Below are 16,329 nucleotides of genomic sequence, written 5' to 3' on the forward strand. Positions count from 1 at the left end.
ATGAGTAAGAAAAGATAGCCTAAACCAATAAAAAACTGACGCTAAAAAACTAAATTTTAGCAAGCATATGGCTCATAAAAATGACTGATGAAATAAGTTACCATAAAGCGAAATATTTTAAGATATGGCGCACTAACACTAAACTTCCCCCGTATTCACCCCCCCCCTTAAAAGGGAGCTGACTTATGTGTCATGTGTCAAAAAAAAATTTCAAAAAAATGTGCTGTACTACAAAAATGATACGACAATCAGGTAATTTTACTCATAAATCAAAAGAAAGCTAACATCGAGAATCTTTTTTGTTAGTATCAAAAAGGTGAGAATTTTTTATAAGATAGCACAAACTGTTATAAACAAAAAAGGCAGCACACTGTGCTGCCTTTCTTCAAAGTGCATATTTTGTATCTTATTAGAACTGATAACGCATTCCGCCAGAAAAAGTAGCTCCAGAAAAACCAGCTTTTGTAAGCTTGTGCTGATACATCAAGTCTCCATGAAGTGCAAGATTTGGAGACAATCGAGCATTAATACCTAGCCCAGCTTCTACAGAAGAACCAAAGGCACCTAACTGGAAAGCATCCTTAAAGTGAACAGACTGCTTTTTCTCAAAACTATGAGCAAGGTGAAGCTTACCATAGAAGAATACAGCACTCGCATCTCCAATTTCAAAGCCAGTAGGATTTTTAGTCAAACGCCCACCAACACGCACTACCCATTGATCAAGTTTGCCCATATTAATGTCAAAATTGTCAACATCACGCGCATCGTTAAACTGAAGATTTTGATAAACAACCTGAACTTGTGGATCAAGAACAAAACCTTCATACCCTGTCACAAATGCTTGACCTCCAGTCAATGAAACACTTAAAGGATTTCCTTTCAATGTTGCAGTCTTGCCCCGTGCAAGGGTGAGAACATCACCTTTAAACAGACCATAGGATAAAAGACCATCTACATAGAAACCTGCATCATGCTGCATACTACCATATGCTGTAACTGACCATTTATCAAATGCGCTTTCTTGACTTCTTTCAACTTCCAAAGGTTGCAGAGAAAGTTTTCCATAAGTCCCCATAACACCAAAGGATACAGTACTGTATGCATTCTCGATTGCTTGGAGCAACATGCCTGCTTCTACAGCGTTATAACTCAAATCTCCTCCATAACCATATTCAAGTTTAGATAGATCTGAAGCATAACGGTAACTACCACTATAGCCACGCAAGAATAAAGCAGGGTTTTCATGAGCTTCCAACATTCCACTAGAAGCGGTCCGCATAGCTTCTAACTGCTTATTTTGATTGCTAATATCCATCAAACCAGCATGGAATAAGCTATTTGGAGCAAGCAGATAAGTTGGAACTTGTGGAACAACCTTAAACCTTACATTACGTTCAGGATGAAGTGCAGTTTCGAACATATTATCTACAGTAGATGTAGGTAAAGTATGTGCAGAATCAGCCACATCAACAAATTGATTTTCTAAACGGAAATCCCAAAAACCTTTACCATCTTTAGCCAATTGCTCATCAAAGTACATTGTCTGTGAATGTGCAGCCGAACTGTAAGAACGAAGAGTATATTGGTAAGGTGAATTTTCTAACGCAACATAATCACCATTCAGTTTGAAAGAATCCGCCTCTGCTGTTCCATAAACTTGAATAATTGAAACACCATGAGCAGTTCTAGCACTTTCCTTGTTTTGTTCTGCACTGCCTGAAACAGCGTGTACATGCACTATAGTTTTTCCAGAAACATCACCATGAATTAAGAGGCGATCCGTTACTTGATCACTACCCAAATCTTCAGGGTTTAAACGTGCATTTAAGTGAATTGAAGCACCACCCTCTGCACTATAAACAGTGCCACTTCCATTGCCAATGCGCAGTGTTTGATATGATGGTTCTCCCTCAGACGCTGAAGACATAAATCTGATAACACTGTCTTTAAGACTGATAGATGAAATACTTGAAACAGTATCGCTGGCTTTTTTACTCTTTGTTAAACGCCATTCCGATCCATTAGATAAATCTATCTTAGCATGAGAATTGCTATCAACACGAGATCCCCCTATCAGTACAGAGTTATCAACTGAAATCGATAAGTCAGAATTATTCTCAGATCTCAACAGTAAATCACCAGAGAGTGTTGTTTTCTTCTCTAAAGAGATACGACCTTTGAAATTATCACCATAAACAGCAGTACTACCTTGAGTTTCAAAAAACGTTTCCTTCAATGAAATCGTCGTTATTTCATCTGCAAGATTTCCCTGTGGCAGTACCAAACCTCGCTTCGTCCGTACTGATTTAGTCGCACTATCACCTTGAACATCTGATACCAACACTACTTGGCTTGCTTCTTTTGACGCCGTACTTGGCTCATTAACGTCTTTTTGTACACTGCCATTTTCAACACTCAGTACCAGCGCTTCTTGACCTTTTTCTTCTGCTATCTTGTTTACTGACTGATCGACATTTTTCTGTAACGATCCATCTAAATATATACCGTAAGATTGGTCACCACTCACTTCAATAACTGAATTTTCAATAGTAGCTACATTCTGAGCCCTATCAGCACCACTATTTACAACCCATAAACCATGGCTATCGGTAAGGACAGTTCCAGAACCAAAATCAACAGAACCACCATTATTTAATAAAATGGCTGCTCCATCAACAAGTGACGAAGAGTTCGGATCTACACCTGCTCTTTTTCCAGTGATACTCACTTGTTTTAATGTAGTACGCCCTCCTGATGCCGACCTTACTGCTACCCCATTTGTAAAATCAATAAGCCCCTCATTCATCGACACGGTACTACCGTTACTACTACTCAGACCAGCAATAGCCAAAGGTCCTCTTACATTAATTTCTACACCATCTTCTAAATGAATAGACGATGCAGAATCAGCCAGAACACCTACATAAAGAGCATCAATTACCCCATCAGTCATTTTGATCGATCCACCTGACTGAGCTTCCACACCAATTGGAACGGACATAATTTTTGATTCCTTTATAATAGCCTCTCCATCTTGTTCTGCAAGAACAGCACTCACAAGCTTTTTCAAAATAATCCTGTCGCGTCTATCAGATGTAAGACCTGCACCAACGATATTCACTTTATCCATGGTAACAGTTGTCTTATTATTACCCACTTCCTCCCTATTGTCTGCATCAGCACTTGTCTGTGCCCTTCTTACACGCACAACATGCTGATTACTATCACTCATTTGAATAACTTTATCCGATATTGTGTATGACTGACCATCATGACACCAAATAGAATTTCCCTTTGAAATTGTTTCATTCGCATTAGCGTCGCATGCAGCATTATCAGGCTTTACATCAGCATCATCAATATGTGCAGATGCAAGAGACGGAACACTTAAAAAATAAACCGGATAAATAACAGGTTCGGAAGGAGCAGGTGTCGGATTATTAATAATTACATCGCTAGAAATAATATTCATAGTAACTTTAGAGCCATCACTATATCTAATGACATCTCCAGTTTGAAGATACTTAGGCTTAGAAACAAGCTTAATAACTTTAGAATCACCAGCCTCTTTATCTCCGTCTACATCCTTTTTATCTCCGTCAACAGAAGGCGCAGATGGGGAAACACGTTCAGCAATTGTTGTATCTGCTTGAGCAGCTATATCAGCTGTAGTTGCATCACTACGAGCAACATCTACAGTAACCGTATCACTCAAAGCAGGAGCAGTAGTACCAGATGGATCTACATGAGGTTCTGTAGAAGGAGTATCTCCAGCAGTTTCAGAAGTTGCAGGCTGAGTAACTTCAGAAATTACAGATACATCCGCTCCACTTCCATCTGCGGAAGGCGCAATGTCATATTCAACGTTATATGCGATTTCAGAACCCGAAGACGTAGAGCTAGGCAATGTTACAACAATTAAATCACCTCCAGTAGCTGGATCACTCCAAGCAAGACCAGAAGAAGCAAGACCAGAAGTGTCGTCATACGGAGTTTTATGCGAACTTACATTAAGTTTTGTAGAAGAAGCATCTCCAGCAGCTGCAGTTTGAGAAGTTGTAGATCTAGCAGTTTCAGAAGCTTCAGGTGCATCGGCAAGAGGAGCTACAGGCGCTGAAGGTTTCAAAACCACACTAGTACTAGGAGCAATTACAATCTCATTATTTATAGCCTCCTTCTCTAAGCGGAAATCCCAAACTCCTCCACTTGCGTCAGTTTTACCGTCAAAACGCGCCACTGCAACATTTCCATTCGCTGGAGCGTAAGCACGAAGAACATATGAATAAGGAGAATTTCCTAGCGTGATATACTCACTACCCAGTGTAAAGGAATCCTGCTGTGCTGCTCCAGAAACTTGAATAACGGAAACACTGGAAGCGCTTTGAGTATTTTGAATACCGTTTCCTTTACTTGCATTAACGCCTAACACACTTACTGTAGTTTTTCCAGAAACACCACCATCAATGAAAACTCGATCAACGACTTGCTCATCACCCACACCGCTAAGATCCTTTTGCGCTTTTAAATAAAGCACAGCACGCTGACCTGCGTCATAAACTATACCACTTGCTCCTTCATTTCCGATATAAAGCGTTTGATACTTGTATCCCTGACCTGTTTCACCAGAAAACTGAATACTACCATTCTCAATATTAACAGATGAAACACATGCATTCATATTATTCAAACATGAAACTTCTTGTTCAGTTTGTGTTAACAACCACGATGAATAGTTAGACAAATAAATTCTAGCACGAGAATTTCTGTCCGTATCAGCACCACCTACAATCGAAGAACCATCAGACCAAACCAATACATCAGATCCGTTTTTAGATTTTAACAAGAACTCACCAGAAAGCATTGCCCCTTCTAAAAAGACATGCCCTGCAAAATTATCAGCATAAACAGCTGTACCATTTGGAGTCCTAAATGTAGTCTTTTTCAACAAAACAGATCCTAACTTTTGTGCATATGCCTGAGGTTCCACAGCTCTGCGTGCTCTCAAACGATCTGCTTGAAATTCACCAAAATACATACCATAGGAACCTTGACCATTCACTATAATATCTGATTTTTCAATATTAGCCTGTTTTGGACCTTCCACGTTAATCGGATCAAGACCGTTATTAACAACACCTGCATTGCCAACTACACGCAAACCAGTGAAATCTTTAACATTAACACTCCCATTAACAAACGTAACAGAACCGCCATCCTTCAACAAGAAAGCTGAACGCATGTCACTCTGCACATCATTAGAGTAACCTGCATTAGCGATTCTAACTCTGTCTAATGTAACATTTCCTTTAGATCCTTCAGACTGAACCACTACCCCATCTACAGTAACTGATCCACCTGTCATGTTTATTGTACCGCCTTCACTCTTAAGAGCAATTGCGTCTTTATTATCTTTCCCCATTTTGATGTCTGTGCCACTTAAAATAACTGTTGAGCCCTGATCCGATTGAACTCCTACCCCTTGAGTAGAAATTTTCCCTTTTGTCATTGTTATTGTACTGCCGTTTACACTAACAAGACCAATCGCATCCTTACCATCAATCATCTTGATATCTGTGTCATTTAAAGTAACATTCGACTTCTGATCCGCCTTAATTCCTACCCCCCTTGCAGAAACGAATCCATCATTCATTGTTACAACAGAGTTGTCACTTATAAGACCAATTGAGTCTCTATTTCTCCCCATCTGAATCTTTGTTTCACTCAAAGTAAGATTTGATAGCTGACTTAACTGAATCCCTACCTTACCAGAAGAAATCGACCCACCATCCATTTCTACAGTAGATTGCATACTGATAAGACCTATTGATTCCTCATTTTTCCTCGTATCAATCTTTACATCGTTTAAAGAAATTTTTGATTTCTTGCTCGACTCAATGCCTACCTTATCTGCAAAAATAGTCCCACCATTCATTTTTATAGTAGATTCTTCACTGATAAGACCTATTGAGTCTTCATTGCTTCCCATCATAATCTCTGTATCATTTAAGGTAATAGTTGATTTCTTACTCGAATCAATGCCTATCCCCTTCGCTACAATCACCCCATCTTCCATTGTGATTGTCGAGCTCTCACTAACAAGACCCTTTGCGGTTATATTATCCCTCATTTTAATCCGCGTACCACCTAAAATAACAGTTGAATCTTGAGCACGAACCCCTACACCATTTGCAGAAATTTCTCCTCTATCTACTTTTATTATACTGCCAGTTTCACCAAGAAGACCAACTGCATCTACACTGTCCCCCCCCTCAATCACTGTGCCCTTTAAAGTGACAGCTGCGTTCTTACCCAGCGCTTTAATTCCTATTGTATTTGCAACAACTGATCCCCCTTCCATTGTTAAAGCTGACGGATTGCCATCCAGTTCCAAGACTCTAGAGGTTTCAACAATAATACCAATTGCACCTGCATTATCACCCATATCAACATCTGTTCTTGTTAAAGTAACCGTTGATCCTTGTTTTACTGCAACCCCTATATTATTTGCTAAAATCAGCCCATCTTTTACTCTTACTGTAGAATTCAAACTATTAATACCAATTGCACCTGCATTATCCCCCATTTCAATCACTACATCGTCTAAAGTAAGTTGCGACCTTTGAGCACTAATTCCCTTATCATTTGCAAGAATCAACCCACCTGTCATTGCTAAAGTAGAGCCATCACTTATGATACCAGTTGCACCTACATTATCCCCCATATCAACAACTGTATTGTTTAAAGTAACATTTGACTGTGTAATCGATTGAACCCCTGTCCCTTTCGCAAAAATCCACCCATCTGTCACTTTGATTGTACCAGAAGTAGAATAAATACCAATTAAAGGGAAATTTTCCTCCACATCAATAATCTTCCTCTGTCTATCAATAACCTCCGTCTCTATTCTAGCAACATCCTCATTAATAATATTCCTATCTTTATCAACAGCCTTCACCGTTATTGTGTCAGCATCATTCTTCTTCTTTCTTAAAGTCTTTGTTACAGTATCAATTTCCGTCTTTGTTACAGTACCAATCTTCGTCTCTGTTAAAATAACCTCTGATCCCTGACCCTGCGCCTCAACTCCCCTATCATTTGCAGAAATTGACCCACCTGTCATTGTTATTTTACCACCCGCGCTCTTAAGACCAATCGTGTCTCCAACTTTTCCTGCACTAACTGTTGTGCCAGTCAAAATAATCTCTGCCCCATTCGACGATTGAGCTCCTACCTCACCTGCAGAAACTAACCCATCTGTTATTGTTAGTCTTCCTCCCTCACTCTTAAGACCAATGGAATCTACACTATCCCCCATCGTAATCTGTGTGCCAGTTAAAGTAATCTCTGATCCCTGACCTGACAATTGAGCTCCCACTTTCTGTGCAGAAATTGACCCACCTGTCATTGTTATTGCACCGCCCTCATTCTTAAGACCAATGGAATCTGCACTGTCCCCCATCGCAATTCGTGTATCAGTTAAAGTAATCTCTGACCCCTGACCTGACAATTGAGCGCCCACTTTCTGTGCAGAAATTGACCCACCTGTCATTGTTATTGCACCGCCTTCACTCTTAAGACCAATGGCAACCGCATTTGCACTCTCACCAACCGTCACATCACCCAAAGAGATTCTCGATCCCTGACCTGATGATTGAGCGCCTATCCCATTTGCAGAAATCGACCCATATTTAACATCTATTACACCACCACTATCGCTGATAAGACCAATAGCATCTGCATTTTGCCCCATCGTAATTTGTATACCACTTAAAGTAATTTTTGATCCCTGACCTGACGATTGAGCACCTGTCTTATTTGCAGAAACTGACCCACCTGTCATTTTTATTGCACCACCATTATCACTGATAAGACCAATGGCATCTGCATTTTGCCCCATCGTAACCCGTGTAGCACTTAAAGTAATCTTTGATTCCTGACCTAACGATTGGGCACCTGCCTTATTCGCAGAAACCTCACCACCTATTACTGTTATCGCACCACCGTCCTCACTCTTAAGACCAATGGCACCTGCATTTTGCCCCATCGTAACTTGTGTACCACCTAAAATAATTTTTGATTCTTGACCTGACGATTGAGCACCTATCTCATTTGCAGAAACTGACCCACCTGTTATTGTTATTGCACCACCATTTTCACTGATAAGGCCAACAGCAGTCACATCCACCTTCATATTATTCTTTGTATCTGTTAAAGTAACAGCTGATCCCTTATCTTTCGCCTTAATACCTACCTTATTTGCAGAAATTGATCCATTTACTACATCTATTTTACCACCGCCCTCACTGATAAGACCGGCTGTATCTCCAGCTTTCACCATCTTAATCGCGGTATCTGTCAAAGTGACAACTGAATCTGAGCTTAGCGATTTAACTGCCACCTTACCTGCAACAACCTCCCCACTTTTCATTTTTATTGTACCGACCTTACTCTCAAGACCAATGGAATCCGCATGTTGACCCATTTGAATCTGCGTACCATTTAAAGTGATAGTTGCATTTGCAGCCGACGATTGAGCTCCTACTTTCTTTGCAGAAATTGACCCTCCGTTCATTGTTATTGCACCACCAGCACTCTCTAAACCAATGGCATCTGCATTTTGAACCACTTGAACTTGTATATCGGTTAACGCAATAGTTGCTCCCTCAGCTGACGTTTTAGCTCCTATCTTACCTGCAGAAATCTCTCCACCTGTCATTGTTATTGCACCGCCAGCACTCTCAAGACCAATGGAATCTGCATATTGACCCATCGTAATTTGTACGCCATCATTTAAAGCAATAGCCGCACCTGCACCCGACGTTTTAGCTCCCGCCTTCTGTGCAGCAATTAACCCTTTTGCCATTGTTATTGTGCCGCTCGTACTCTCAAGACCAATGGAATCTTGTTTATTTGTTTCAATACGCGTACCGTTTAAAGTAATAGTTGCTCCTGCAGCTGACGTTTTAGCACCTACCTTACTTGAAGATATCTTCCCTTCTTCCATTGTTATTGTACCACCCCCATTCTCAAGACCAGTGGAATCTGCATGTTGCCCCATCGTAATTTGCACGTTATCACTTAAAGTAATGGTTGCACCTGCATTCGACGTTTTAGCGCCTACCTTACCTGCAGCAATCTTTCCACCTTTTACTTCTATTGTACCGTTACCCAGACCAGCAAGACCAACAGAATTTATATGTTCCCCCATTTCAATCGGCGTATTCTTTAAAGTAACCTTTGCATTTGCATCTGCACCGGACAATGAAACCCCTACATTTTTTACAGAGATTCCCCCACCCGTCATTGTTATTGTACCGCCCTCATTCCTAAGACCATACTTACCTGCACTGCTCCCTTTTTGAATCTGTACACCTTCTAAAGTAATTTGTGTGCCAGCACTTAACGAATGAACTGCTATGTCACCTGCAGAAATGCTTCCACCTCGTACACTTATTACACCCCCTTCATCACCTAAAAGACCTGTAGAATCCCCATGTTTCCCCATTTGAATCTGTGTGTTGTTTAAATTAATGACGGCTCCTGCAGCTAACGCTTTAGCCCCCGTCTTCTTTGCAGCAATTGACCCACCCGTCATTGTTATTGTACCGACCTCACTTTCAAGACCAATACCACCTGCACTACCCTCTTTTTGAATCTCCACGTTATTTAGAGTAATAGTTGCCCCTGCAGCTGATGTTTTAGCTCCTACCTTACCTGCAGAAACTGATCCACCCGTCATTGTTATTGCACCGCCCGCACTCTCAAGACCAATAGAATCTGCGTTTTGTCCCTTTTGAATCTGTACGCTGCCGCTTAACGTAATTGCTCCGTTAGCTGACGTTTTAGCTCCTACTTTACCTGCAGAAACTGACCCACCCGTCATTGTTATTGTACCGCCCGCACTCTCAAGACCAATGGAATCTACGTGTTGTCCCATTTGAATCTGTACATTATTGCTTAACGTAATTACTCCGTTAGCTGATGTTTTAGCCCCAACTGTTTTTGCAGAAACTGACCCACCTGTCATTTCTATTGTGCCACCCCCACTCTCAAGACCAATATTACTTGCACTGTTTCCCATCTGAACCTGTGCATTAGTTAAAGTAATCTTTGCGCCTTGAGCTGATGTTTTAGCTCCCACCTTACCTGCAGAAACTAACCCACCTGTCATTGTTATTGCACCACCCCCATTCTCAAGACCAATAGAATCTTGGTATTCACCCATTGAAATCTGTACATTATCGCTTAACGCAATTACTCCGCTAGCTGATGTTTTAGCTCCAACTGTTTTTGCAATAATCGATCCACCTGACACATTTATTGTACCGCCCTCACTCTCAACACCAACATTACCTGCATTTTTTCCCTTTTGAATTTCGACGTTAGTTAAAGTAATGGTTGCGCTTTGATTCGATATTTTAGCCCCTACCCCACCTGCAATAATCGACCCACTTGTCACGTTTATCGTACCGCCCTCATTCATAACTCCAATGGCATCTACACTGTCCCCCATTTGAATCTGTGCACCAGCTAATATAATAGATCCCGCCGATGTTTTAGCTCCCGTCTTCTTCGCAGCAATTGACCCATTTGTCATTGTTATTGTACCCCCCATACCTTCAAGACCAATATCGCCTGCATTTTCTCCCTTTTGAATGTCGACGCTATTTAAAGTAATATTTCCGCCTTGAGCTGATGTTTTAGCCCCTACCCCACCTGCAATAATCGACCCACTTGTCATGCTTATCGTACCGCCCCCATTCAAAAGACCAATGGAAGCCGTACTATTCCTCATTTGAATCTGCGTACTCTTTAAAGTAATACTTGCTCCTGCAGCTGATGTTTTAGCTCCCACTCCCGCCGTTCCATTCGCAGAAACTGATCCACCAGTCACATCGATTGTACCTCCCATACTCACAAAACCAGCTGCACCTGCATTACTCCCCATATCAACTGCTGTATTTTTCAACGTAATAGTTGATGTTCCATCAGTGCCAGCACTTATAGAAAGAGCACTAATCGTCCCTTCGTTCATTTCGATTTTTCCGCCTGATGTAGCAGCAAGCCCAATTGGAAAACCATTAATGACTGATTTAGTTTCTCCTTCTTTTCCCAAAATAATATGCGTATTCCCTCCTACCAACACAGCACTGGAAGCATCTTGCGCCAAACCATTAGCTAAAAATCCCCCCCCAGAGACATCCGCAGAAAAACCTTCACCAATGATAGTCACACCATTTGCTACAATATGCGCCTTATCTCCATTCTGTGGGCGTCCAATATCATACATTTTGACAAATACCCCATCCTTACCCTTTATTGGCATACCTTGACCATTAGCACCAGCTTTATTACCAATCCCCGCACGTAAAGCACTTGTCGCACCCCCAGCCCCGTTTATCTGAAACTTATATCCATCTATAGTATGCGTAAACTTCTTATCTTGAGATTTATATTCTTTACAAATACGAGCAACTTGCTCACCTCCCCCTTGCGGAGCTGGATTTTTCGAAATGCTGCTGCATAGCCTGAAATTGCCTTCAGCTTCACTAACTTGCCCTATTCCAGCATTCACCCCTTGTAAGAAAAAGAAAACACTTGTTGTGATAGCGCACAAATGCGTATGATTCTTCAACACATTAATCATAGATCTAACTTTCCCAATAAAAAAATTGCAAAAACAATGGTTTGCAAAAACATAAATTAAGTACAAAACGAGACATAATGGGAATTCGTAACATAAGATAAACAATATTACAACATAATGTTTTTTATTAATTTATCGCATTGTGCATAAAAATGCCTAAATTAAATTATTTAACCAGATAAACTCCCTGTAATATTTCCAAGATAAAAGGATGTAGTAATATGGTCAAATATCTGAAACGGATAATTTCCGTCTTAATTGTTGCAATGAGCTTTGCAACATTTTCATGGGCAAGTGTGAGTGTTAATCCAACTATAACAGTGGAACATGCCTCAGGCACCACCACTGTTTCTACCTCTCCTCAAAAGGTTGTTGTATTTGACCTTGCATCTCTTGATAATATGAATCGTCTTGGTATCAAAACAGTTGCTGGTGTTCCTGAAGGAAAAAAGCCTGTGTATTTACAAAAATTTGATGATGCACAATATGAAAAAATTGGGACTACTTCTGAACCAGATTATGAAAAAATTGCCGCACTTCAACCCGATTTAATTATCATTTCCTCGCGAACTCAAACCAAATATAAAGATTTATCTAAAATTGCCCCAACTATTGATTTAACGGTCAGAAACCAAAATTCTCTTGAAGATATTGAACGTAATATGATTCTTCTTGGGAAAATTTTTGGCAAAGAAAAGGAAGCAGAAGAAGAGATTGCGAAACTCAAGGAAAATTTAGCAACTGTTCGTCAAAATACCCAAGGGAAAGGCACGGGTCTCATATTGATGACCTCTGGTGGAAAAATAAGTGCTTTGGGTTCTAAATCACGTTTTGATATCCTGCATTCTCAATTTGGAATTGCCCCTGCAACCGATAAATTAACTGTGCAAAAACATGGGCAACTTATTTCCCCTGAATTTATTCTCGAAACCAATCCTGATTGGTTATTGGTTATTGACCGAGATGCAGCAATTGGACGAGAAGGGCAATCTGCAGCACAACTTCTCAACAATGAGCTTGTTCAGCGGACAACAGCTGGGAAAAAAAGCCAAATCATTTATCTAGATTCTTGGAGCTGGTATCGAGCAGGTGGCGGTTTAACTGGACTTAATGAAGCAACTCAGCAAATTAATGAAGCCTTTACAAAAAGCAAATAAGCATACAAATTAACTTACTTGTCATACAGAAAATTTAAGAGTGGAGTTTTTTCATAAATAATCTCTACTCTTTTTTGTTTAAGAAACGATTTAACATGAAAAATTACTGGATAGCCATAACAGTACTCATTTTACTGTCGATTCTGAGTATTTTTGTTGGTTATTCTGACGTCACACCTTCTCATCTTTTATATGGTGATCCCCACGGGTGGCTTATTTTTTGGCAAACACGTCTTCCCCGTACCGTTGCAGTCGTTTTGGTAGGTGCAGCGCTTGCGCTCTCAGGCATGATTATGCAATTGCTTGCACGCAATCGCTTTGTTGAACCCTCAACCGCTGGAACCGTTGAATCTGCATCTCTTGGCATTCTTTTTGTCATGATTTTTCTTCCTGATATCCCTGTTTTAGGGAAAATGGTTGTCGCAACAACTTTTGCCATGATTGGTGCATTGCTTTTTATGTTTTTATTGCGCCAAATTCCGCTAAAATCCATCCTCATTGTGCCACTCACAGGAATTATGTTGGGCTATGTTATTGGCTCTTTAACCAACGCTATTGCTGATTATGAAATGCTTCTCCCTTCTCTTCAAGCTTATTTATTTGGCAGTTTTGCAATGATTCTTGATGGGAATTATGAGCTTTTATGGGTGTCTCTTCCTCTATGCATTCTTGCCTATTTCACCGCTGATCGCTTCACAGTTGCAGGTCTTGGAGAAGATTTAACCAACAATCTTGGACTAAATTATCGTACAGTCATGTTTTTTGGTCTTTTCATTGTCTCATCAATCACCGCCGCTGTAATCTGTACAGTCGGTCGAATTCCCTTCGTTGGGCTGATTATTCCAAACCTTGTTTCAAGTTTCATGGGCGATAATATGCGCCATACAGCTCCTTGGGTAGCAATCAGTGGCGCAGGACTGGTCTTGATCTGTGATCTTTTGGGGAGAATAATTCATCATTCTCTTGAAATTCCTATCAGCACCATGATGGGGATTATAGGAAGCTTTATTTTTATTATGCTTCTTTTACGCTGGAGAAAGCATCTTGGGTAAAAAGAAAGCAACAATATTCGTGCTGACAACTCTTACCGTAATGGCATGCACAGTCATCGGTCTTTATATGACATGGAATATCAATATTTATACATGGACATTCCGTCTAACAAAACTTGTTTCGCTGCTTCTTATTGCTTATGCTATTGCAGTTTCAACTGTTTTATTTCAAACAATTGTTAACAATCGCCTTCTTACTCCTTCTATTATGGGGTTTGATCAGCTTTATATTTTAATCAAAACTGTCACGCTTTATTTTCTCGGCTCTCTTGCTTTACCCTTTTTAAATGAAGAAGGACAGTTAATTCTTGAAACCTTCATTCTCGTTATCTTTGCAATATGCCTTTTTCGCTGGCTGTTTTCAGGCAATCTGAAAGGACTTCACTTAACACTCCTGATTGGTGTTATTTTTGGCGGTTTTTTCTTCAGCTTGCGCATGTTCATGCAATTACAATTGAATCCAGATCAAATGATGAATTTAACAGACATCATGTTTGCAAATTTTAATAAATTTAATACATCATTAATAAGTCTTTCTGCAATCATTGTTTTCATCGTAAGTCTGATTAGTTGGCGCTTGTATCACCTTCTTGATATTCTTGCTCTTGGACGCGAAACGGCACTCAATCTTGGAGTTGATTACCATAAAAGCGCTACAGTTATTCTTATTTTTGTCTCTATTCTTGTATCCATTTCCACCACACTTGTAGGACCTGTTACCTTTTTTGGATTGTTAGTTGCTAATCTAGCTTATGAGCTTTCTCCTAAAACAAAACATAGTGTTGTCGTGCCGATTGCAATATTATTGGCTATCATTTGTTTAGTTGGTGGACAATTTATTTTAGAACAAATCTTCAATATGACAGGACGTTTAAGTTTCATTATTGAATTTTGTGGTGGGATCTTCTTCTTAACTTTACTGATGAAGGGAAAACTAAAATGATTGAAATTAGCCACCTTTCAAAATCCTATGGAGCGAAATTAATTATTGATAATTTATGCCTTCATCTTCCCAAAGGAGGGATCATTTCTCTCATTGGTTCCAATGGTTCTGGAAAATCAACTCTTTTAATGATGATAAGACGTCTTCTGCCAAGTCATCACGGTACAATTAGTATCGACGGCTTTGACATTTATAAAATGCCCCATGATATTTTGGCTCAAAAGCTCTCACTTTTACGCCAAGATAACCCTTTATCCGTTCGTCTCACCGTGTATGATTTAGTGAGTTTTGGCCGCTATCCTTATTCTAAAGGTCGCTATAACAACGAAGATAAACAATTTATTGACAGTGCACTTCGATATTTCGGCTTACAAGACTTAAAAGACTGCTTTTTAGATGAACTATCTGGAGGACAAAGACAACGCGCTTTTATCGCAATGGTTATCTGCCAAGATCCCGATTATCTTCTGTTAGATGAACCATTAAACAATCTTGACATGAAACACTCCGTTTCCATGATGAAACAATTACGCCGCACAGCCGACGAACTTAAAAAGACCATTCTCATTGTCATGCATGATATTAATTTCGCATCATCTTATTCAAATATGATCGTTGCACTCAAAAATGGGAAAGCAGCTTATTGTGGAACACCAAAAGAAATTATGCAACCAGAAATTCTTAAAGACATTTATGATATAGACATTCAGATACAAACAATCCAAGGTGTACCAATTGCCCTTTATTATCAGTGAGTTTCTCTTAATTCCCATCATAACAAAAACTCTTTTTTGAGCTTGCGTGCACTATAAAATCTGCTAAAAATGGCAACATCTGTTTGCTGGGGAATAGTTTAATGGTAGAACAGCGGACTCTGACTCCGTTAATCTTGGTTCGAATCCAGGTTCCCCAGCCAATCTTCAATAAATACGCTATTATTTACTGACACATCAATATTGTGATTTTTAAAGTGATTTTCGGTTTCTGACTCGAATAAATTTCTACATTACTTGCAACCCCTCCCCTTTCTATTGTTATTGTAGAATGTTCACTAACAAGACCCTTTGCACTATTACCTTCTAATGATTATAGTAAGAATTTGAACGTTTTTGGCACTACTCTTTTATCGTATGGTACCCTCCAATTTTTCTGGGAGTTTTGCCTCTTTCACTGCCAACGATTTCCCATCCACCCCTCAAGATGAAAACAATGCTATATCATTCTTAATGCAACAACGCCCTCATGTGCAAAACCGTGAGTTTTACATTAACCACACGTGTCACACTCATTTCTTCAAACCAAATGTAAAAGATAAAAAATTGACCGACTTCTCATTGATAATAATGTATCAAGAGCCACAACAACCCACTCCAGCAGTCCTTTAAAATGCCTTTCATTTTGGTTTTATGAAATTTCTCGCCGAAATAAATGCGCAGTTATCTCAAAATACTGCACTTCATGGCGAGTGGAGCAAATACCCTCCCCTATTTCAATGACGCCTTAAGATTTACTTGGCGCACATCCCCCTCA

At 39.9% G+C, this 16,329-nt stretch carries 5 protein-coding genes and 1 tRNA gene; 5 read left to right on the forward strand and 1 reads right to left on the reverse strand.

The window, feature by feature from the left end; all coding sequences use genetic code 11:
* Positions 1-409: 409 nt before the first annotated feature.
* On the reverse strand, positions 410-11,647 hold the full coding sequence (locus tag V5N67_RS04475; RefSeq protein ID WP_332060703.1) for an autotransporter outer membrane beta-barrel domain-containing protein: 11,238 nt from the start codon (positions 11,645-11,647) through the stop codon (positions 410-412).
* A gap of 221 nt (positions 11,648-11,868) precedes the next feature.
* Here V5N67_RS04475 and V5N67_RS04480 point away from each other — a divergent pair, with 221 nt between their 5' ends.
* The 5 genes from V5N67_RS04480 (at position 11,869) to V5N67_RS04500 (ending at position 15,715) form a co-directional block, all read left to right on the forward strand.
* On the forward strand, positions 11,869-12,804 hold the full coding sequence (locus tag V5N67_RS04480; RefSeq protein ID WP_332060704.1) for a siderophore ABC transporter substrate-binding protein: 936 nt from the start codon (positions 11,869-11,871) through the stop codon (positions 12,802-12,804).
* 95 nt (positions 12,805-12,899) lie between these two features.
* Complete coding sequence (locus tag V5N67_RS04485; protein ID WP_332060705.1) at positions 12,900-13,856, forward strand: ABC transporter permease; 957 nt, start codon at positions 12,900-12,902, stop codon at positions 13,854-13,856.
* A complete protein-coding gene (locus tag V5N67_RS04490; protein ID WP_332060706.1) occupies positions 13,849-14,799 on the forward strand; it encodes an iron chelate uptake ABC transporter family permease subunit in 951 nt (316 codons plus the stop codon). Before V5N67_RS04485 ends, V5N67_RS04490 begins: the two co-directional genes overlap by 8 nt.
* Positions 14,796-15,554 (forward strand): iron ABC transporter ATP-binding protein, encoded by a 759-nt coding sequence (locus tag V5N67_RS04495; protein WP_332060707.1) that lies wholly within the window; start codon positions 14,796-14,798, stop codon positions 15,552-15,554. Before V5N67_RS04490 ends, V5N67_RS04495 begins: the two co-directional genes overlap by 4 nt.
* Positions 15,555-15,641: 87 nt before the next feature.
* Positions 15,642-15,715 (forward strand) — tRNA-Gln (locus V5N67_RS04500).
* The last annotated feature ends 614 nt before the right edge of the window (positions 15,716-16,329 follow it).

Source organism: Bartonella rhinolophi, assembly GCF_036576165.1.
Lineage (GTDB): Bacteria > Pseudomonadota > Alphaproteobacteria > Rhizobiales > Rhizobiaceae > Bartonella.

What these genes read in the sequence shown, in the direction of transcription:
- V5N67_RS04480 (WP_332060704.1), top strand. Translation starts at nt 11,869, where the DNA reads ATGGTCAAATATCTGAAACGGATAATTTCCGTCTTAATTGTTGCAATG.
- V5N67_RS04485 (WP_332060705.1), top strand. Translation starts at nt 12,900, where the DNA reads ATGAAAAATTACTGGATAGCCATAACAGTACTCATTTTACTGTCGATT.
- V5N67_RS04495 (WP_332060707.1), top strand. Translation starts at nt 14,796, where the DNA reads ATGATTGAAATTAGCCACCTTTCAAAATCCTATGGAGCGAAATTAATT.
- V5N67_RS04475 (WP_332060703.1), bottom strand. Translation starts at nt 11,647, where the DNA reads ATGATTAATGTGTTGAAGAATCATACGCATTTGTGCGCTATCACAACA.